The 19,349-nt window shown below is 59.7% G+C and carries 17 protein-coding genes; 2 read left to right on the plus strand and 15 right to left on the minus strand.

Annotated features, from left to right (window positions below; genetic code table 11):
• Positions 1-2: 2 nt before the first annotated feature.
• The 12 genes from fmt to BW950_RS11385 all read right to left on the minus strand — a co-directional run bounded on the left by fmt (position 3) and on the right by BW950_RS11385 (position 10,580).
• Complete coding sequence (gene fmt, locus BW950_RS11330) at positions 3-1,004, minus strand: methionyl-tRNA formyltransferase (protein WP_076489419.1); 1,002 nt, start codon at positions 1,002-1,004, stop codon at positions 3-5.
• 3 nt (positions 1,005-1,007) lie between these two features.
• Positions 1,008-1,502, minus strand: coding sequence for a peptide deformylase (gene def, locus BW950_RS11335; protein WP_094336538.1), 495 nt, complete (start codon positions 1,500-1,502; stop codon positions 1,008-1,010).
• Positions 1,503-1,515: 13 nt separating this feature from the next.
• Entirely contained in the window at positions 1,516-3,504 is a 1,989-nt protein-coding gene (gene priA / locus BW950_RS11340) for a replication restart helicase PriA (RefSeq protein ID WP_076489420.1), read from the minus strand.
• A 10-nt stretch (positions 3,505-3,514) separates the two neighbouring features.
• On the minus strand, positions 3,515-4,357 hold the full coding sequence (locus BW950_RS11345) for a uracil-DNA glycosylase (RefSeq protein ID WP_076489421.1): 843 nt from the start codon (positions 4,355-4,357) through the stop codon (positions 3,515-3,517).
• A gap of 31 nt (positions 4,358-4,388) precedes the next feature.
• Positions 4,389-5,162, minus strand: a complete 774-nt coding sequence (gene truA / locus BW950_RS11350) for a tRNA pseudouridine(38-40) synthase TruA (RefSeq protein ID WP_234969096.1) — start codon at positions 5,160-5,162, stop codon at positions 4,389-4,391.
• A gap of 15 nt (positions 5,163-5,177) precedes the next feature.
• Positions 5,178-6,047 (minus strand): DUF2225 domain-containing protein, encoded by an 870-nt coding sequence (locus tag BW950_RS11355; RefSeq protein WP_076489423.1) that lies wholly within the window; start codon positions 6,045-6,047, stop codon positions 5,178-5,180.
• A 33-nt stretch (positions 6,048-6,080) separates the two neighbouring features.
• The gene (locus tag BW950_RS11360) at positions 6,081-6,452 is read right to left on the minus strand and encodes a holo-ACP synthase (protein WP_076489424.1); all 372 of its coding nucleotides are present in this window, start codon (positions 6,450-6,452) and stop codon (positions 6,081-6,083) included.
• A complete protein-coding gene (locus BW950_RS11365) occupies positions 6,449-7,393 on the minus strand; it encodes a CdaR family protein (RefSeq protein WP_076489425.1) in 945 nt (314 codons plus the stop codon). The genes BW950_RS11360 and BW950_RS11365 overlap by 4 nt, the downstream gene beginning before the upstream one ends.
• On the minus strand, positions 7,383-8,204 hold the full coding sequence (gene cdaA / locus BW950_RS11370) for a diadenylate cyclase CdaA (RefSeq protein WP_094336539.1): 822 nt from the start codon (positions 8,202-8,204) through the stop codon (positions 7,383-7,385). Before cdaA ends, BW950_RS11365 begins: the two co-directional genes overlap by 11 nt.
• Before the next feature lie 14 nt (positions 8,205-8,218).
• Complete coding sequence (gene folP, locus BW950_RS11375; protein ID WP_234969097.1) at positions 8,219-9,067, minus strand: dihydropteroate synthase; 849 nt, start codon at positions 9,065-9,067, stop codon at positions 8,219-8,221.
• Positions 9,068-9,339: 272 nt separating this feature from the next.
• Positions 9,340-10,302: a tRNA (adenosine(37)-N6)-dimethylallyltransferase MiaA gene (gene miaA / locus BW950_RS11380; RefSeq protein WP_076489427.1), complete on the minus strand. Its 963-nt coding sequence runs from the start codon at positions 10,300-10,302 to the stop codon at positions 9,340-9,342.
• 59 nt (positions 10,303-10,361) lie between these two features.
• Positions 10,362-10,580 carry a DNA-directed RNA polymerase subunit omega gene (locus tag BW950_RS11385; protein ID WP_076489428.1) on the minus strand — a complete coding sequence of 73 codons (219 nt, stop codon included), beginning with the start codon at positions 10,578-10,580 and terminating at the stop codon, positions 10,362-10,364.
• Positions 10,581-10,752: 172 nt separating this feature from the next.
• On the opposite strand from BW950_RS11385, the gene topA reads away from it, so the two are divergent.
• On the plus strand, positions 10,753-13,296 hold the full coding sequence (gene topA, locus BW950_RS11390) for a type I DNA topoisomerase (protein WP_076489429.1): 2,544 nt from the start codon (positions 10,753-10,755) through the stop codon (positions 13,294-13,296).
• 80 nt (positions 13,297-13,376) lie between these two features.
• On the opposite strand, the gene ptsP is transcribed toward topA, so the two are convergent.
• The 3 genes from ptsP to dhaK form a co-directional block, all read right to left on the minus strand.
• Entirely contained in the window at positions 13,377-16,040 is a 2,664-nt protein-coding gene (ptsP, locus tag BW950_RS11395) for a phosphoenolpyruvate--protein phosphotransferase (protein ID WP_076489486.1), read from the minus strand.
• An 84-nt stretch (positions 16,041-16,124) separates the two neighbouring features.
• Positions 16,125-16,751, minus strand: a complete 627-nt coding sequence (dhaL, locus tag BW950_RS11400; protein ID WP_076489430.1) for a dihydroxyacetone kinase subunit DhaL — start codon at positions 16,749-16,751, stop codon at positions 16,125-16,127.
• Positions 16,752-17,753, minus strand: coding sequence for a dihydroxyacetone kinase subunit DhaK (gene dhaK / locus BW950_RS11405; protein WP_076489431.1), 1,002 nt, complete (start codon positions 17,751-17,753; stop codon positions 16,752-16,754).
• 240 nt (positions 17,754-17,993) lie between these two features.
• Here dhaK and BW950_RS11410 point away from each other — a divergent pair, with 240 nt between their 5' ends.
• A complete protein-coding gene (locus tag BW950_RS11410) occupies positions 17,994-19,343 on the plus strand; it encodes an acetate kinase (RefSeq protein ID WP_076489487.1) in 1,350 nt (449 codons plus the stop codon).
• Positions 19,344-19,349 lie beyond the last annotated feature (6 nt).

Genomic DNA, 19,349 nt, shown 5'->3' on the forward strand with positions numbered 1-19,349 from the left:
TTTTACGCCTGTTTCACAACGCTGCCAACATTCAAAACGCTGCCAATAATAGAAGAGTTGCCGTTCAGAAAGGAGCGGTAGTCCGCCTCTTTCCTGGCCTGCAATTTCAGCCGACGAACCGCCAGAATACCGTCTACGGTTTGTATCAGAATTCCCTTGCCGTTGTCTACACCGAGGACAGTTCCGGGAGCAGCCTCCCTGCTCGGTCCGGAGACACCCTGACGATGGATCGGGATTTCACAAGAGGAATGCTCCGGGAGCGGCTCTGTCTCAAGAAGCTGCAACGGCGTCTCGCCCCAACGGCAGCGAACCCCCGGCCAGGGAGTATAGGCCCGAACCATCCGGTCAATCACCACGGCTGATTCCTGCCAGGTGAGGTCTCCCTCTCCCTTGCGAATCAGATGGCACCAGGTGGCGTCTTCCGCAACCTGCCGACGCGGCCGAGCGGTTCCCCGGGCAATATGCTCTACCACCGACGCAACGGCCTCACCACCCAGAACGCCCAGTTCGTGGTACAACTCCACGGCTGTGGCCCGACTGGAGAGAGGAACTTCCCGCTGTTCCAAGATATCCCCGGCGTCCATCTCCAGGGCAAGGTACTGCACCGTTACCCCTGTGATTTGGTCTCCTGCCAGAAGAGCCGCAGGAATGGGGCTGGGCCCACGGTGGCGCGGCAACAGGGAAGGATGCATATTGATCCCTCCCTGTGGAAAAAGCTCGAGAAAACGGGGCCCGAAAATTTTCCCGTAGGCCACAACCACCAGAAGCTCGGGCTTCAAGGCGGCCACTTCCTGGCGGGCAGCAGCCCCCAGGCGCTCCGGCTGGATCACGGGGGTATTTTTATCCTCCGCCCAGACCTTCACCGGTGGAGGGGTCAAGACCCGGCGCCGTCCCGCCGGAGCATCAGGGGCAGTAAGTACACCGACAATCTCGTGGCGCGTCTTTTCCAGAGTCCTCAGAGTGGGTAACGCGATGTCGGGGGTCCCGGCAAAGAGAAGGCGCATTTCCTAGACCTCCGATGATTCCGGCTTGCGATAGCTTCGCAGCAGCCGGTCCCGTCGCCGTTGCGGCAGGTAGTCCACAAAGAGGACCCCCTCCAGGTGGTCGTACTCGTGGAGGATTACCCGAGCCAGCAACCCCTCCGCTTCCAGCGAAAAGGGGTTTCCCTGGGCATCCCAGGCATCAATGGCTATCGCACGGGGACGGAGGACGTTAGCGTACACTCCAGGGATGCTCAAACACCCCTCCTCGTATTTTTCTTCGTCGGGAGAGCGAGCCGTTATGCGGGGATTGATGAACACCCGGGGCGGTTCATCGGGAAGCCCCACCACAAAAAGCCGCTCCATCCTGCCCACCTGGGGGCCAGCCAGGCCAATTCCGTTTGCGCGCACCATAGTCTGAACCATCGCCGTGGCAAGCTCCGCCGTAGCAGCGGTGATCTCCGCCAGAGGTTCTGCCGGCGTTACAAGCCGTTCGTCCGGATGATAAACAAGTGAAATCACCCCCCCAGTCTACCTACAAGAGGTTGACCGGGTCTACATCCACTTCCAAATAGACCTGCTTCATTTTCCCTGCCTTCCCCACAGCACGGCGGCACACCCAATGAAGTTCTCCCAAACCCTCCCCCCGGAGGATAATCTGGTAGCGCCAGTTATTTTTTATCCGTTCCAGCGCCGCCGGGGCGGGGCCTAAAACATCAACGCCACGGTCCCGGGGCAGGTTCCGGGCTGCCTCCCGGGCCAGACGACCCACCTCTTCCGAAGCCTCTTCAGCGGCATTACGACGGGAGGAACGCAGAACCAGCCGGATCAAACGGGAAAAGGGAGGAAAGAGCAGGGCCTTGCGAACCTCCAGCTCCCCCCGGTAGAACTCCTCCACCTCCATGGCTGCAGCACGACTGATCGCATCGTGCTCGGGCCGCACGGTTTGCACCAGCACCTGCCCGTCGTCCCGGAAGCGCCCCGCCCGACCCGCCACCTGAACGATCAGGGCAAAGGTCCGTTCGGCTGCACGAAAATCGGGAAGATTCAGTCCTGTGTCGGCCATAATAATCCCCACCGTACGAACACCGGGGAAGTTCAATCCCTTGGCGACCATCTGCGTTCCCAGAAGAACGTTTATCTCGCCCCGGGCAAACCGCTCCAGCACGTCCTGAAGATACCCCTTGGGACGAGTAGTATCGGTATCGAGCCTCGCCACGGAGAGCTCAGGCAACTCCCGGGAGATATCCTCCTCGATTCGCTCGGTACCAAAAACGGTATATCCCACATCGAGAGATCCGCACTGGGAGCAGACCTGCTCGGGATGTCCCCGGTGCCCGCAGTAATGACAAACCAGACGATTTTGTCCCTTGTGATACGTCATGGGAACAGAACAGCGCGGGCATTCGGCGTGGTGGCCACAGGATCGGCACTGGAAAGCAGCGGCAAATCCCCGCCGATTGAGAAAGAGGATGCTTTGCCCCTCCTGGCGGTGGGTCTCCAGCAGGGCTTCTTTCAGAGGAGGCGATATCAGCCCCGACGCCCCCCGGATATTGATGGTCCGAATCGAGGGCAAGGCTCCCCCTGCAAGGCGGCGGGTGAGAACCAGTTTTTTTAGCCGCCCCGTCTGCATCAGATGCCAGGCTTCCACCGAGGGAGTGGCCGAACCCATCACGCAGGCCGCACCATCCTGGACCGCCCGCCACAACGCAACCTGGCGCGCGTGATAGCGAGGCGCGTTCCCCGCCTTGTAGGACCCTTCGTGTTCCTCGTCGATAATGATGAGACCCACCTGCAAGAGAGGAGCAAAGACAGCACTCCGGGCACCCACCACAAGACGGGCCTCGCCCCGCTGGATACGCCTCCACTCGCCCAGGCGCCGGGCAGGGGTGAGCCCCGAATGGAGCATGGCAGCCACCGCTCCGAAACGGCGGGAAATATGATCGAATAACTGGTGGGTCAGGGCAATTTCGGGAACCAGATAGATCACCCCCCGTCCGGCCTGGAGGGTCCTCTCGGCCAGTTGGAGAAACACCTCGGTCTTGCCGCTCCCCGTAATTCCGTAGAGGTAATGCCAGGACTCCTCCCCGGGCGAGAGAGGCTGCGAAATAATCTCGATGGCATGCTCTTGCTCCTGGGAGAGTTCCAGCCGTTGCGGAGCGACGGCGGGTTCGTCCCCTCCCGCCAGAGGAAGGTCTTTGGCCTTTTTTGCGCCCGGCAACATCGTAGCCAGGGTTTCTCCCAGGGTTGTGAGATACATCCGGGAAACCCACCGGGCCATTTCCAGCCAGGAATCACCAAAAAGCGGCTCCTGGTCCAGAACCCGCAATACCTCTTTGAGCCCCTCCTGGTTCACCCCATCGGCCAGGGCCTCGGACCTGGCCACCACAACACCTGTAAGGGTTCGACGACCGAAGGGGACCATTACCCGGCACCCCGGGGCAGGAACCGGCCCCTCCCGGGGAGGCAAATAGGAAAAAAGCCGGTCCACCGGCACGGAAACCGCTACATCGAGGATTACCACGGCAGGACGCTCACCGCCCGGTTTCCCCGGGAGCCTCTTGACCGGTCACCTCATCGAGCCACCGGCGCACCTCCTTGAGATCTTCCCAGACCGGACGACGCCACTCGGGATTCCGGAGCACCGCGCTGGGATGAAATGTGGGAACAAGCGGGATGTCCCGATAGCAGAAACGTGACCCGTGGAGCCCGGTGATTCCTCGGGTTGATCCGGTGAGAACCCGCAGACTGATCCGGCCCAGAGTAAGGATAAGACGAGGTCTCACCAGGGCAATCTGCTCGTGGAGCCAGGGGGCACAGGCATCGGTTTCACCGGGCTGGGGATCCCGATTTTCAGGAGGACGGCACTTGACGATATTGGTGATATAGACATTGGTCTCCCGGGAAAGATCAATCGCTTCCAGCCACTTATCGAGATACTGCCCGGCCTTGCCCACAAAGGGCCGGCCCTGCTGGTCCTCGTCCCGGCCCGGCCCCTCGCCCACCACCATCACCAGGGGATCCAGCACGCCCTCGCCAACCACAGTCCGGGTCCTGCCCAGGGAGAGAGCACAGCGTGAACAGCTTCGTATTTCTGCCTCCAAAGCAGCCAGACGCGCCCGGCGCTCGGGCAGATCCCCCTGACCCCGGGAAATCCGGGAATTTTGAGGATTCTGGTGCACCACACCAGGAGTTGCCCGCCGGACCTCCCCAGAGACAGTAGGGGGACCACTATCAACAGGATGATCGTCGGCGTCCATTCGCTCCATCAGGGAGGAGACCCGGTCGGCCAGAGAAGAATGATCCCGACGCGGACCGCCGCGAAGGAGGTCTTCGGCATTACAGGTTATCTGATACAACGCCTCGTAGCGTTTCATGGTTCACCACCCTTTACTGATTCCATGCATTTCATCGATCGGGCTGATTTGGCGGTTCGTACTCGACATCGTAGAGAAACAATCCCCAGGGAGGGGCTGTCGTCCCCGCACCCCGGCGGTCACCCCGGGCAAGAATCTCTTCCAGGGAAAGAGGAACCTCCTGCCCCCGCAGACAAAGACGCTCCCGCTCGATCAGGGTTCCCACAATAGAACGAACCATCCTTCGAAGAAACCCCGTGGCGCCAATGCGGAACTCCAGCCCATCATCCCGATCGGGTTCGAACCGTGCATAGGAGATGGTTCTCACGGTGCTGCGTTGCTCCCCGCCCAGCATCGCAAAGGTTGAGAAATCGTGCGTGCCCACAAGAGCCGAGGCGTCGCGGTTCAGCCTTTCCAGAGAGGGAAACTCGGGAATCCGCCAGGCGTAGCGCCTGCGATGGGGTAAAATTGCCGGCGCAGCATAGAGAAAATATCGGTAGTGTCGCTGCCTCGCGCTGTACTGAGCGTGAAAATCATCGGGCACCTGCCGGGATGCCATAACGGTGACATCCTTGGGCAAACGGCTGTTGAGGGCTGGAGCAAAGGACGAGGGCTCAATCCCCGGGCAGTCCGTGGAAAATGAGACATATTGCCCCAGAGCGTGAACCCCCGTATCGGTTCGTCCGGCGCAGACCGTTCGCACGGGGCGTCTCAGGAGCTTCTCCAGAGCCGATTCAAGCTCTCCCTGAACGGTCCGATCCGATCTCTGAATCTGGTATCCGCAGAACTCCGTGCCATCGTAGGCGACCTTCATGAGTATCGTCATAGCTGACCCCGGGAGCTACTCCTGCGATTCAGGATCGGTGTTGGCCGAGCCCAGCTCGCGGGAAATGCTCTCGTAAACATCCCGGGCGTTATCCAGAATTGCCGCAGGCTTGTGCTTGCTGGCCTTGCCCATTCCGAAGATGCGGGCCACGGTTCGCTTTGCCCGATCCAGCGAAAGTTTCCGTTTCTCGGGGTCCGACGTGGGGCCGTATTGATATTCCAAAAGCCCTGTAATATAGAGAGCTCCATCGTAGCCGTAGTTTTTATCCAGGTCGGGACCTAAATTGCTCGCCGCAGTCATCGGCTCCTGGCCGGTCTGCTCCCGCTCCACCGCCAGGGAATAGTAAAACCGGGCCTTCCGATAAAACACCCGGGCCAGGTAATCGAAGTTCTCCGTGGGGCGCAGGGCATGGAGATCGCCCGACAGCCAGGCTGCCCGGAGCTGGCTCATCCCGCACTTGAAGGTGGGCGAGAACTGCTTGGGGAAATGCTCATAACAGAACGTGGCCAGGACGTAACTGGCTATTCCCTCCTCAAGCCCCCGTTCATTCAAAAAATTCAGGGAATCCAGAACACCCTTGAACGCATCCAGCCGCTTGTCCGTCTCGTCGCGAAGCGTTCCCAGAATCTGATCGGGGACCGCCACAAAATCATCGGGATAGGTAGCGTAGAAACACTTGGGACAGACCAGAACGGGGTAAATCAGGGGATAGACCGGACCATATTGCTTCGAGGGCTCATAATTGCGACGAAGCTCCCGGGTGAGATTTCCTGCGATCTGCCTGCCCCGGCCGGTACGCATCTCTTCACGGTAAAAATGCTCGCCACAGAGGGGACACTCCTCGGCTTTTTTTGCGAAAAATGTAAGCGATGATTCCGCTGCCACGACTGCCTCCTGGTTATTGCTTCTCCGGTTACCCTAGCCCTCGATCACCACCATAGCAATAGCATGGGCCTGCTCATGGGTAAGAGAGAGCCACAGCCGCGTTCCTCCCACGCGGGAGAGGGCTCGGGCTGCACCACCACTCACATGAAGTTCCGGTTTGCCCAGAGGATCGTTCACAACCCAGACCTCGCGAAGCTGAAAGCCCCGAAACCCCGTTCCCAGGGCTTTGGCGAAAGCCTCCTTGGCGGCAAACCGCGCAGCCAGGGAAAGAGCAGCACCGTCCCGACGCTGGTAAATTGCATCCCGTTCCTGCCGTGCAAAATAGCGCTTCAGCAACCGCTGGTCATCAAGCCAGGGCCGCAGACGGTCCACGGCTACAACGTCAACCCCGATTCCCCGAATCACGGCGCCGCCGTCACGTTCAGCTGAAGTGAGGTAGGTTCGTAGCGAAGCACCACAAACCCGGGAGGAACCACGGGTCGCAGGGGCAACCGGATTGTTCCCGGGGCACTGACTGCCGAGGCGTCCACCGAGAGCTCCAGTTCTCCCGGAGCAAGTCCCTCCAGATCGATTTGGCGCACCTGAACCCGGATTGAACCCGAGGGAAGTTCTCCGTCCAAGGAAAACCGCTGATCCAGGCCGGAGACGACAATATCAACAGGATCGAAAGTCTCCAGGACCACCCGTTCTTCAACAATACCCCGGAGTTCCACAATTTCACCACCCCGAAAGGCGATAAGCGGATCCGGCGAAACCAGTCGAATCCGCTCGGTGAAATCCTCCCGCCGCGACGAGAGATCCACATCCTCGGTCCGTATCTGTTCAACCCCTTCTATCCGGCTGCGGGGGCCCTGAATCTCTACCGCCGAGGGGGTCATGATAGTCCGTTCCAGGGAGTAGCCTGTGGGAACAAAACCACTGGTACTTGCCACAACTTCGACGCTCTTGATCGCCTTCTCCTCCAGGGTTATCTCCAGGGACTCCGGTTCTACCGATATTTCCAGCGTTCCCGGCTCGGCAGCAGCACCCCGGCGCTCCAGATCCACAGGAACACGGTATACCCCTTCCCGGGAAAAATCCCGAAGATCGATAACAGCTCGGAGGTCATCCTCGACAATCCTGAAGACCTGCTCCGATTCTCCCCGCAACCGGAGCCGAAGCTGCTGCGGATAAGTTGAGGCAGGCACCAGATTCGCGCTGAGACGCACCTCCAGGGGAACCGTGAGAAATCGCTCTTCCAGACGGGTTATGTCATGAAAGACGAGCAACAGGAGCGCCACGGCGAAGCAAAGAACCTTCACGGGCCAATTCTGGAAGAGTCGCTGAAACCAGCTCTTAATCTTCAAGCTCCGCCACCTCCTCAAGCTCTTTTCCGGGCTTTCGGGCAGGCCGTCCCGTTGTATCCAGAAGCTCCACAAGCTGGGTGCGAACCTCATCGATGGAGAGATCGTAGTAGAGGTTTGCATCGTAGGCGAGGCTGATAAACCCCGTCTCCTCGCTCACAATAAGAACGACGGCATCGCTTTCTTCGGCAAGGCCCAAAGCCGCACGGTGGCGGGTTCCAAAGCTGCGACGCACATCGGTTTGCTCCGAGAGGGGAAGAAAGCTCCCCGCCGAAGCGATCCGGCCGTCTTCAATGATAGCGGCCCCATCGTGGAGAGGTGTGTCAAAGAGAAAGAAGGTCTGCAACAGAGCGCTGGTCACCTCGGCGTCGATCACCGTGCCAGTGTTAATGATATCCTTCAACCCCACCGATCGCGGAAAGGCAATAAGAGCCCCCCGGCGCTGACGCGAAAGATTCTCGCAAGCCGAGAGAACCTCCTCGAACTGGTGCGGCCTGGATCGCCCCCCGGGCTGCATCCATCGCCCCTGGCCAAGCTTGGTGAAAATTTTGCGCAACTCCGGCTGAAAAATGATGGCCACGCCGATCACAAAACTGGGAGCAAGAAGGTTTATCAGCCACAGGAGAGTTCGCAGATTCAGGAAAAACGAGACTGCGTAGAGGCCACCCAGAAAGAGACCACCCCGAAAAACCTGGACAGCCCGGGTTTCCAGAATGATTTGATATCCTTTGTAGATAAGAAAGCTAAGGAGGAGGACATCCAGGGAGGGGAGAATAATATTTTGAACGAACCAAATTTCGTACAGCGCTGCCACAGCTCCCCTCTCGGCTATCTCTTCGCGGTGAGAATCCTCTCCAGAACACGCACCGTCTCCACAGCGGGTTTCACATCGTGGACACGCAGGATCGAAACCCCCTGGAGGGTACACCAGAGTTGCGCCGCCAGAGTGGCAGAAAGACGCTCCTCCGGGGCCAAGGGCTCTCCGCGCCCCGATTCAGGATCAAGGCCGGCTTCACTGAGAAAGCTCTTGCGTGAAAGCCCCACCATCAGGGGGTACCCAAGCTCACTCAAGGACTCAAGTTCCCCGAGAATACTCCAGTTATGGCCGAAGGTCTTCCCGAAACCGATTCCGGGGTCCAAAATAATCTGGCCCGGCTTCACTCCAGCTTCCAAAGCCCGCCCCGCCAGAGATTCCAGCTCGCGCCGAAGCTCACCTGGCAGATCGTCGTAGTGGGGCTCCTGCTGCATCGTCCGGGGAGTACCCCGCATATGCATGAGACAAACCTGGACACCCCGTTCCGCCACCAGGGCAGGCATGTCCGGATCATCACGAAGCCCGGAGATATCGTTCACCATGGAGGCGCCCGCATCAAGGGCCTTCTCGGCAACTACCGCTTTCCGCGTATCCACCGAGAGAGGAATCTCCGGGAGCGCTTCCCGGATCGCCTTGAGGGCAGGCATAAGCCGCCGCAATTCTTCATCGGCCGGTACATAGTCACTCCCGGGTCGGGACGACTCCCCCCCGAGATCCAGTATATCGGCTCCGTGGCCGACCATTTTCACCGCCATCTCCCTCGCGCGCTCACCGTCGGCAACCCGACTCGAGGTAAAAAAAGAATCATGGGTAACATTGATGATACCCATGATTCGAGGCCGCGCAAAACTGCCGATCCTCATAGGCCGGACCGCAGAAGGAGGCTACGCATTAACGATTTCGTTTTTTGTGGCGGTTCTTCCGGAGTTTTTTCTTCCGTTTGTGGGTAGCGATTTTTTTTCGCTTGCGTTTTCGTCCGCAGGGCACAATCGTCTCCTTTTGTCACGTGCAATATCTATTATTTTGCGACCAGGCTTTGTCCGGGAAAAACCCGGGAGCAAAACGTGGCACAAGACCAGCTGTTAGGATCTCCGCGCAAAACAGGAGGGCAGTATGCGCGATGGAATTATCCCTGTCAAGGCGGGAGCGCCTCCAAAAGAATCTCCTCGAGCCCCCGACAATCGTCGGCCTGAAGCCACCGGACCTGGGGCAATCTGCGAAAGAAGATCTCCTGGCGTCGCGCGTAGTGACGGGTATTCCGGGCAATTCGCTCCTGAATGCGCCCCAGCTCCTCTTCCGACCAGGGAGGATCCCCGGAAATCTCCAGAAACTCCCTGTAGCCGATCGTCCGGAACCCCGGATCATCTTTTCCGAGGCCTGATCGCACCAGCTCTTCCACCTCTCCAGGAAGCCCCGCCTCCATCATGGCGCGAACCCGGCGATTGATGCGCTGGTGCAGCTCGGATCGATCCCGGGTAAGCCCCACAATCTGTACCGAAAGGTCCTGACGGATATCCCGGGGCTCATGAAAAGACGACCGGGGCCTCCCCGAGACGAGATAGACCTCAAGCGCCCGCACAATGCGATAGGCGTCGTTTTCCCCGATGCGGATAGCGCTCTCGGGATCTACCCGCTCAAGCTCCTGCCGCAAAGGAGCCAGTCCTTCCTCCCGGGCCCGCCGGGAAAGCTCGCGCTGGACCTCCCGGGACGATGGCGGAACCTCGGGCAACCCGCAGAGGAATCCCTGGAGGTAAAAGGCTGTTCCTCCTGTTACCAGAGGGATTCGACCCCGAAGACAGATTTCCTGGCACAGCCTATCGCAGGAGCGCACGAACTGCCCCACGTCAAAGGATCGCGTGGGCTCCTGCAGATCGATCAGGTGATGAGGAACCGCTTCCAGCTCATCCCGGGAAGGCTTCGCTGTACCGATGTCCATTCCGCGGTAGATCTGGCGCGAATCGGCCGAGACGATCTCCACAGCCCCGGCAAGGCGCGGGTTTTCGGCAAGAACCTTTTGCAGTATTCCGGTTTTTCCCACTGCCGTGGGGCCAAAGAGAACAACCGCCTTGATCGCGGCGGCGGAGAGATCAGGGTTCAATGTTCGATCATTTCAGGTTTTGATCAACCCGATGGCCTTTTGATCAACCCGATGGTCGATCAATTCTCGATCATTTCAAACTGGACCTGGTTCAGGAGCACCTCCGAGATAGCCTGGGAGACGACCTTTTCGCCATCTTCGTCGTTCACGCTACCATGCTCGTCGGAGCTGAAGGCCCGACGGATCTCCCCGATCTGATGGGACCGCCGGATAGCGGCGACGGTAAGCTCGTATATATTACGATCATCCTGAATAAGATCGTCGAGGGGTATTGCCATTATGCCTCCGTTGTCCAATTATTTACAATCGGTCAAATTTGTAGCGTAAAGAATTATACGCAGATGAATTATATCGCACAAATGCAGAACAGTGCAAGCCGAGGGGGCCTTTTGTCCTTGACGAAAGCAACCCTAATCATCGAACATTCAGCGCGAAAGGATTGCGAAAACTATGTCAGAATCGGCGCTTGTAATAGTTGAGTCCCCCACAAAGGCCCGCACCATCAAACGCTTTCTGCCCCCGGAGTACGTGGTAGAGGCCAGTATCGGCCACGTCCGGGACCTCCCGCAGTCAGCAGCGGAGATCCCCGCCCGGGTCAAAAAGGAACCCTGGGCCAGGGTGGGAATCAACGTGGAAGATAATTTTGCTCCGCTCTATGTTACGCCCAAGGGCAAGGCCAAGATCATCAAGCACCTCAAGGAGCAACTGAAACAAGCATCGGTTCTCTACCTTGCCACTGATGAAGACCGCGAAGGGGAGAGCATCTCCTGGCATCTTCTGGAAGTACTGAAACCCAAGATTCCCGTGCGGCGCATGGTTTTTCACGAAATCACCCGCTCCGCTATCAGCCATGCCCTGAAAAACTACCGCTCCCTGGACCTTGCCTTGGTGCGGGCCCAGGAAACGCGGCGTATCCTGGACCGCCTCTACGGCTACACCCTCTCGCCGCTGATCTGGAAAAAGATCGCCTACGGCCTCTCGGCCGGGAGGGTTCAGTCCCCGGGTCTCCGGATGATCGTGGAGCGGGAGCGGGAGCGAATCCGCTTTGTCTCCTCGGAATACTGGGATCTGGCAGCAATCCTCTCCAAGCCCGGCCACCAGCCTCCCTTCGAGGCGCGGCTGACAGAGTTCCAGGGCAAACGGGTTGCGTCGGGAAAGGATTTCGATCCCGCCACGGGAACACTTAAGTCCGATGCCCTGCTCCAGCTGGATCGAACCCGGGTGGAGGAGCTCCAGGAGACGCTGCAGGAGCTTTCCTGGGCGGTGAAAGATGTAAAATCCCGGGAGGTAACATCCCGGCCAGCCCCGCCCTTCATTACATCCACCCTGCAGCAGGAGGGGAACCGCAAACTGGGCCTCAGCGCCCGGGAAACCATGCGAACCGCCCAGCGCCTCTACGAAGAAGGGTACATAACCTACATGCGTACCGACAGCCCCTCCCTCTCCTCAGAAGCGGTGGAGGCTACACGAAAACAGATCCGGGAACTCTACGGAGCAGACTACCTGGCCCGGGAGGACCGTCAGCATAACGCCTCCCAGGGAGCCCAGGAAGCTCACGAAGCGATCCGACCCGCCGGCGACACCTTCCGTCATCCCGACGAAACATCGCTGACCGGGCGGGAGCGCTCCCTTTACGAGCTGATCTGGAAACGAACCCTGGCAAGCCAGATGGCAAACGCCCGAAAGCGCTCCCAAACGGTCCTGATCTCCGTGGGAGAAGCGACCTTCTCCGCCACGGGAAACGCTATCGAGTTTCCGGGATTCCTTCGGGTCTACGTGGAGGGAGCAGATAACCCCGAAGCTGCCCTGGAAAACAAGGAGGTCCTCCTGCCTCCCCTGGCCGAGGGAGATCCCCTGGCCCCCGAAGCAGTAAAACCGGACCAGCACCGCACCAAGCCGCCAGCACGCTACACCGAGGCATCCCTGGTACAGCAGCTGGAAAAGCGAGGGATCGGCCGTCCTTCCACCTATGCCGCGATTATCGCCACTCTCTACGAGCGATCCTATATTCGCCGACAGGAGAAAGCCCTGGCTCCCACCTTTACCGGCATGGCCGTGATCCAGCTTCTGGAGAATCACTTCGAGGGACTCATCACCTACAGTTTCACCAGAGACATGGAAAACGCCCTGGACGAGATCGCCCTGGGAGAACGGGAATCCCAGGCCTACCTGAAGGAGTTCTACCTCTCCGAAGAGGGATTGCAAAAAGCTGTGGAACGGCGGGAAAGCGAGATTCAGCCGGACGCATCCCGCAGCATCGCCCTTCCCCAGCTCCGGGAGCACCAGACTGTCAAGGTGGGACGCTACGGACCCTACATCATCCACTACGAGGGCGACCAGGAGGTCCATGCCTCAATACCCGAAGAGTACGCCCCGGCCGATCTGACCGAGGAAGACATCACCGAGCTTATTGAGGTCCAGAAAAAAGGACCGGCCCCCATTGGCACCGACCCGGAATCGGGGAAGAACGTTTTCTGCCTGACCGGACGCTACGGACCCTACGTCCAGCTGGGCGAGACCGACCCGGAAAGCTCGGAGAAACCCAAACGGGCAAGCCTCCCCAAGGGGGTTCGTCCCAGTGAAATAACCCTGGAACTGGCCCTGAAGCTTCTCAGCCTCCCCCGGACACTGGGCATTCACCCTGAATCGGCTCAGGAAGTTGTGGCGAACATCGGACGATTTGGCCCGTTCGTGGTATGCAATGGGGAGTTCCGGTCACTCAAGAAAGAAGACGATGTCTACACCATCACCCTGGAACGATCCCTGGAGCTCCTGGCTGAAGAAAAGAAGGGGCGTCGGGGCGGCCCCAAAGTATTGCGTGATTTTGGCAAGGATCCCGGAAAGAACCGCAAGGTAGCGATCTACGACGGCCGATACGGACCGTACATAAAGGCAGGGACCAAAAATTTCTCCCTCCCCGAAGAACTTCAGAAACCCGAGGAGATCGAGAAGATAACTCTGGAGCAGGTACTGGAGATTATCAAGCAGGCCTGACCAGACCATCAGAGGGGAAGATGTCCCGGGGAAACACACCGGGACGCGCCACAGCACCGGACTGTGCGTCACCGACGGTATTACGGGGCGAAGGATCTCCGGTTTGCCCCGGCCACATCCTGCCGAAGCGCCTCCTGCGCCAGCTCCCGGCAGCGGTCCCGGCAGAGCCCCCGGAGTTGCCGCTTCACCGGAGCAACCGAAGCAGCGTTGACACTCACGCTCTGGATGCCCAGCCCCACCAGAATTGGAACCGCCTGAGCATCCGACCCCAGCTCTCCACAGACACTCACGGGAACTCCCGGACCGTTTGCGCCCTGAACGGTCTGGCTGATAGCAGCCAGCACCGCCGGATGAAGTCCGTCTCCCAAAGCGGAAACTGCCGCGTTGCCCCGCTCGGCAGCCATCACATACTGCGTCAAATCGTTTGTTCCAATGCTCATGAAATCTACCAGACGGGCAAGCGTGGCTGCCGCAAAGACTGCCGCCGGGGTTTCCACCATGATTCCCAAGGGCAGGGAACCACCGCAGGGCACCCCCTGGGCACGGAGCGCCTCCCGGGCCAGGGCAAGCTCGGCCTGAACACCCCGAATCTCTTCTACCAGAGAGACCATGGGAATCATGATTCGCAGGGGACGCTCCGCTGCAAGGCGCAAAATCGCGCGCAGATGTGCCTGAAAAAGATCCCTGTGGCGGGGTTGCAAAAGAAGCCGGACACCGCGAACCCCCAGGAAGGGGTTTGCCTCGCCGGGAAGATCCAGGGCCGAGACCTCCTTGTCACCGCCGATATCAAGAAGGCGAACCGTCACGGGATGGTTCCCGAAGGGTTCAGCCATATCCCGCAGGGCTGCAAGCTGCGCCTCCTCGTCGGGAAGAGAGGAAGCTCCCAGAAAAAGGAACTCTGTACGCAGAAGTCCCACCCCCTCGGCACCGCTGGCAGCAGAGAGACGGGCATCGGCCAGGGTTGCCACATTGGCATACACGGGAAACAGTTCTCCCCCGGCGAGCACAGCCGGAGCAGCCGCCTCCCGGCGGAGCGCCTCAGCTTCTTCGCGATCGTGCCGGATCAACTCCTGAACCTGATGGCACCGCTCCTGCGAGGGGTGCAGCTCAACCGTTCCACGGGTCCCGTCTATCACCAGGGATGATCCAGCCAGCGAACCCTCCCACCCCGGAGGCAGGGGAACCGCCGCTACCATGGGAATGCCCAGCCCCCGGGCGATGATCGCTGCATGAGAACTGGCCGACCCTGCAAGGGTAACAATCCCTGCAACCCGGTCGGCCTCCAGGCTCATTGTCTGGGAGGGAAGAAGATCATCGGCAACCAGCACAGAATGATTTTGGGGGATCTCGGAGGGCTTCACCAGATCAGGCGCTACATGGGCCACAAGGCGGATCGCCACATCACGCATATCAATACCTCGAGCCTGCAAGTAGGTATCTTCCATGGCCAGATACGATTCCGCGACCTCCTGGGCAGCCCGCCAGAACGCCTCCAGGGCAGGACACCCCTTCAGGCCGGCAATTCTTCGGGCCTCTTCCAGAAGCTCGGGGTCTGCCAGGAGCAGGGCGTGGGCCTCGGTGATCTCGGCCTGGTCCTTCCGGCCATTGCGTCGGGACAGGGCCGCCTGGTGATGCAACTGCCCGACCACCTCCCGGATACCCCGCTCCACAGCGGAAAAACCCTTCTCCCGGAGATCCTCCAGCGCCATCCCTCCCTCGGGGAAAACAGGAGCAGGCAGAGCAAGAGGAGCCGCCGGACCCAAGCCAAGACCCGGAGACGCAGGTATACCCTGAATGACCCCGATCTCCCCCCCGACAGCGGCATCCACCGGAGCACCAGCTCCCGACATCTCCCCGGAACCCGACATCTCCCTGGAAGGGGAGGAATTTTTCGAGGATTTCGGCAGCACCTCAGCCACCTCCCCGGAATGATCCTCAAGGTTATCAGCCGGAAGGTTATCAGCCGGAAGGGGCTCGCCAAAGTTCTCGGCCACCAGCTCTGCCACGGCCTGAAGCGCCTCCCGGGCTTCTTGCCCGGAACAGCGCACCTCCACATCCTGCCCCCGGGTGACCTGAAGGGTCGTCACCCTGTTCAGACTACCGGCGTTTACCCACCCCGTGGCCCGGCCGGGATTTTTTATCTGAGCCTGGACGGCATAGCGCCCCAGAGTCTGAACAAGCCGGGCAGCGGGGCGCGCATGCAGACCATGAGCGGTGGCGATGCGAAATGTCCCGGTGACCCAGGATACCTCCTGGTCCGGACAGTTGCCCCCCCGGGATTCCTGGAGGTCTGTGCCGTGGCCGCTCTCCGGAAGACCGCCGCCTTCCGGAACGGGACTTCCCAGCTGGCTCAGCTTTGGAGAAAGAGCCTCCATCGCTTCGGCAAGGACCGTGTCCAGATCTGCCCCAAGACCAATCTGAACAGCTGCTGCTACTCCTCCCTCTACCAGGGGTGCAGGCGCCAGTTTGACCGGTCCGGCCAAAGATCCTTCGAGAAACTCCAGGGCTGTCTCGGCACTGAGAATTGCGCTTCCCAGATCCATGAGAACCAGAACTCCCTCGGGGGAGTCCACCGACTGAATCGCCTCCATAATCTCCATGGCGTCGGTCCCCAGATCCTGGTGGTCCTGGCCCGTCCCACCCGCGCAGGCCAGCGGAATCGAGCGGCTACTCACCCCCCTGAGAAGAACCAGAACCGCCTCGGCCAGAAGACGGCTATGTGAAACGATTACAAGCCCAACCACGACAGACACCTCCAGATAGACAGACACAACCGGGGAGACGAAAGACAGCTCCCCCGAGGGGGAGCCCGACACAAATTTCGGGAATTACGAGAGCGTATCCCGGGCTGCAGCAAAAAGCAGCGCAGTCGAGGTTGCTCCGGGATCCTGATGCCCCTTGCTCCGCTCTCCCAGATAGCTGGCGCGACCCTTGCGGGCCACCAGCGGCACCGTAGCATCGCGACCGGCCTCGGCCGCAGCCGTTGCAGCCTGAAGCATGGCAGCCACATCCCCACCGGAGGCCCGCGCCTCCTTCAGGGCCGTCACAGCCGGGTCCCAGGCATCGATCATGGTCTTGTCCCCCACCTGGGCTTTCCCCCGCTGCTGAACTCCCCGGAATCCCTCGGAAAGGAGCCGTTCCAGCCCCTCCTCGTCGATCGATTCCTGACCCATGCAGGTAACAGAAGCTTTGAGAAAAACCGTTCCGTAGAGCGGGCCCGAGGCTCCGCCCACAGTCTTGATCAGCGTCATCGAGACTGCCTTGAGGGCAGCCCCGATATCGGCCGGGGGAGTCTCTTCCATCGCCTTTCGGGCGGCGGAAAACCCCCGGGCCATGTTGATGCCGTGATCAGCGTCACCAATCGCCGAGTCCAGCTCGGTCAGATAGGCCTTGTTCTCGGTGTATACCGTGTCGAGTTGCGTAATCCACGCCAGAATCTGCGAAAGGGTGATCATTTACACTCCCCACCTGAGTCCTGCGGTGTGCACGGGATCGTCCCAGAGCTGCACCATCTGATTATCGCACTTGAGCGCCGTGATGGAGAAACCCTGCATCTCCAGAGAGGTGATGTAGTTTCCTACCAGGCGCCGCTTGATGGTTATGCCCCGGGCTTTGGCAACTCGCTCCAGCTCCGCGTAGAGCAGATAGAGCTCGATCAAAGGTGTTCCCCCCATGCCGTTCACCATGACGATCACATCGTCGCCGCTCTTGTAGGGAAGATCCGAGAAGATTGCCTCGCCCATGTAATCCACCAGCTCCCGGGCCGTCTTGAGGGATGTTCGCTCACGGCCTGGCTCGCCATGGATGCCGATGCCCAGCTCGATCTCGCCCTCTCCCAGCTCAAAGGTGGGCTTCCCGGCCGAAGGAACGGTACAACTTGTCAGAGCCATTCCCATGGAACGGCCCTGGGCGTTCACCTTTCGAGCCAGATCAGCCACCTCCTTGAGGCTCATGCCCCGTTCCGCTGCGGCACCCACGATCTTTTCCATGAGCACCGTGGTACCCACGCCCCGCCGTCCCGCTGTGTAGAGGCTGTCTTTCACCGCTACGTCGTCGTCCACGACCACAGCCTCGACCTCGATCCCCTCAGCCTGGCACAGATCAGCGGCAGTCTCGAAGTTCAGGACGTCGCCGGTATAATTTTTCACGATATGGAGGACACCCTTGCCGGAAGAAACAGCCTTTGTGGCCTCTTCCATCTGGTCCGGTGTGGGAGAAGTGAAGACAGCTCCGGGACAGGCCGCGTCGAGCATTCCCCGGCCGACAAAACCGCCGTGCATCGGCTCGTGACCGCTGCCGCCGCCGGAAATAACGCCCACTTTGTCCTTCACGGGCGCATCTGCCCGAACGATATAGGCCGGATCGTAGTTCACTTTCAAAATATCAGCGTGAGCGGCTTCCATGCCCCGCAACGATTCCTGGACCACATCGTCGGGACTATTAATCAACTTCTTCATCTCCGAACCTCCCTGATTGTATGTGAGAATGATTCATTGTACGCCCACTTCTCCAAGGGCGCAAGTTTTTCACAAAAGACAGCGGGGTTCGCACGAATGTTCAAGACAGGATACCCAGACCAGAACGATCAGGCCCGGAAGACGCCGCCCGGGGATTCCACAATCACCGCCGGTGCCCTTCCAAATTAACAGGGGTTGTGAAATAATGAAGGAACACCCTACATGGAGGATCACTCAATTATGATCATTTTGACGCTGAACTGCGGAAGCTCCTCGGCAAAGTACCAACTGTACGACTGGAGCAACAAAAAAGGACTGGCCACGGGAATTGTTGAACGGGTCGGCATCGACGGCTCTGTCATCATTCACAAAGTACCCGGAAAAGAGGAGCTCAAACTCCTTCACCCCTGCCCCAGCCACATCGAGGCGATCCAGCTTATCATGGATACCCTGGTGGACCCCGAAAAGGGAGCAATCGCCTCCATGGACGAGGTAAAAGCCGTGGGACATCGCGTGGTTCACGGGGGAGAAAAGTTCAAAAAATCGGTGATTGTCGACGATTCCGTGCTGGAGGAGTTCCGCTCCATTCAGAGTCTGGCCCCCCTGCACAATCCGGCAAACATCATGGGAATCGAGGCAGCGCGCAAGGTCCTCCCCAAGGTCCCCCACTGCGCGATCATGGATACCGCCTGGCACCAGACGATGCCCTCCATGGCCTACACCTACGCGCTCCCCTACTCCTGGTACCGGGATCACGGAGTGCGACGCTACGGCTTCCACGGCACCTCCTTTCTCTATACCGCCAAGCGGGCTGCGGTTCTCCTGGGAAAAGATCCCTTCGAAACAAACATTGTGATCGCCCACATCGGTAACGGCGCCAGCGTCTGTGCCGTAAAAAACGGAGTCTCCGTGGATACCTCCATGGGACTCACCCCTCTGGAAGGGCTGATCATGGGAACCCGCTGCGGGGATATTGATCCGGCGATTCCCTTTTACATGATGAACCGCACCGGCATGAGTCCCGCCGACATGGAGAGCACCCTCAACAAAAAGAGCGGAGTCCTGGGAATCACCGAACGGTTTGTAGACCGCCGGGACATCGAAGATGCTGCGGCCCAGGGCGACGAGCTGGCCCAGTTGTCCATCGACGCTGAAGGATACCGGATCAGGAAGTACATCGGAGCCTACGCAGCAGCCACAGGAGGAATCGATGCCGTGGTCTTTACAGCAGGCGTGGGAGAACGAGGCCCCCAGGTCAGGACAGTAGCCCTGCGCGGCCTCTCCTACATGGGAATCACCATCGACGAAGAGCGGAACGACCTCTCCATGACCCGTAACGCCGAGACGGTGATCACCACCGACGATTCACCGGTGAAGGCCTTCGTGATTCCCACCGACGAGGAGCTGGTGATGACCGAGGATACCTACGCCCTGGTGGAAGGAACCTACGATGTTCACACCAAGTTCACCTACTCTTTCCAGAAACCCGACTATGTGAATACGGAACGGGCCGCATCGGTCGGAAAAGATTGCGCAAAGCGCCCCGGGCTGGACAAGATTATCGTGACACCTCCTGCTGCCAGAAGCTAAGGTAGA

The organism is Alkalispirochaeta americana (assembly GCF_900156105.1).
GTDB classification, from domain to species: domain Bacteria; phylum Spirochaetota; class Spirochaetia; order DSM-27196; family Alkalispirochaetaceae; genus Alkalispirochaeta; species Alkalispirochaeta americana.

Excerpts from the sequence above, each read along its gene's own strand:
- BW950_RS11345 (WP_076489421.1), bottom strand. The coding sequence starts at position 4,357 with ATGAAACGCTACGAGGCGTTGTATCAGATAACCTGTAATGCCGAAGAC.
- dhaL (WP_076489430.1), bottom strand. The coding sequence starts at position 16,751 with ATGATCACCCTTTCGCAGATTCTGGCGTGGATTACGCAACTCGACACG.
- topA (WP_076489429.1), top strand. The coding sequence starts at position 10,753 with ATGTCAGAATCGGCGCTTGTAATAGTTGAGTCCCCCACAAAGGCCCGC.
- dhaK (WP_076489431.1), bottom strand. The coding sequence starts at position 17,753 with ATGAAGAAGTTGATTAATAGTCCCGACGATGTGGTCCAGGAATCGTTG.
- BW950_RS11385 (WP_076489428.1), bottom strand. The coding sequence starts at position 10,580 with ATGGCAATACCCCTCGACGATCTTATTCAGGATGATCGTAATATATAC.
- BW950_RS11410 (WP_076489487.1), top strand. The coding sequence starts at position 17,994 with ATGATCATTTTGACGCTGAACTGCGGAAGCTCCTCGGCAAAGTACCAA.
- fmt (WP_076489419.1), bottom strand. The coding sequence starts at position 1,004 with ATGCGCCTTCTCTTTGCCGGGACCCCCGACATCGCGTTACCCACTCTG.
- truA (WP_234969096.1), bottom strand. The coding sequence starts at position 5,162 with ATGACGATACTCATGAAGGTCGCCTACGATGGCACGGAGTTCTGCGGA.
- folP (WP_234969097.1), bottom strand. The coding sequence starts at position 9,067 with ATGAGGATCGGCAGTTTTGCGCGGCCTCGAATCATGGGTATCATCAAT.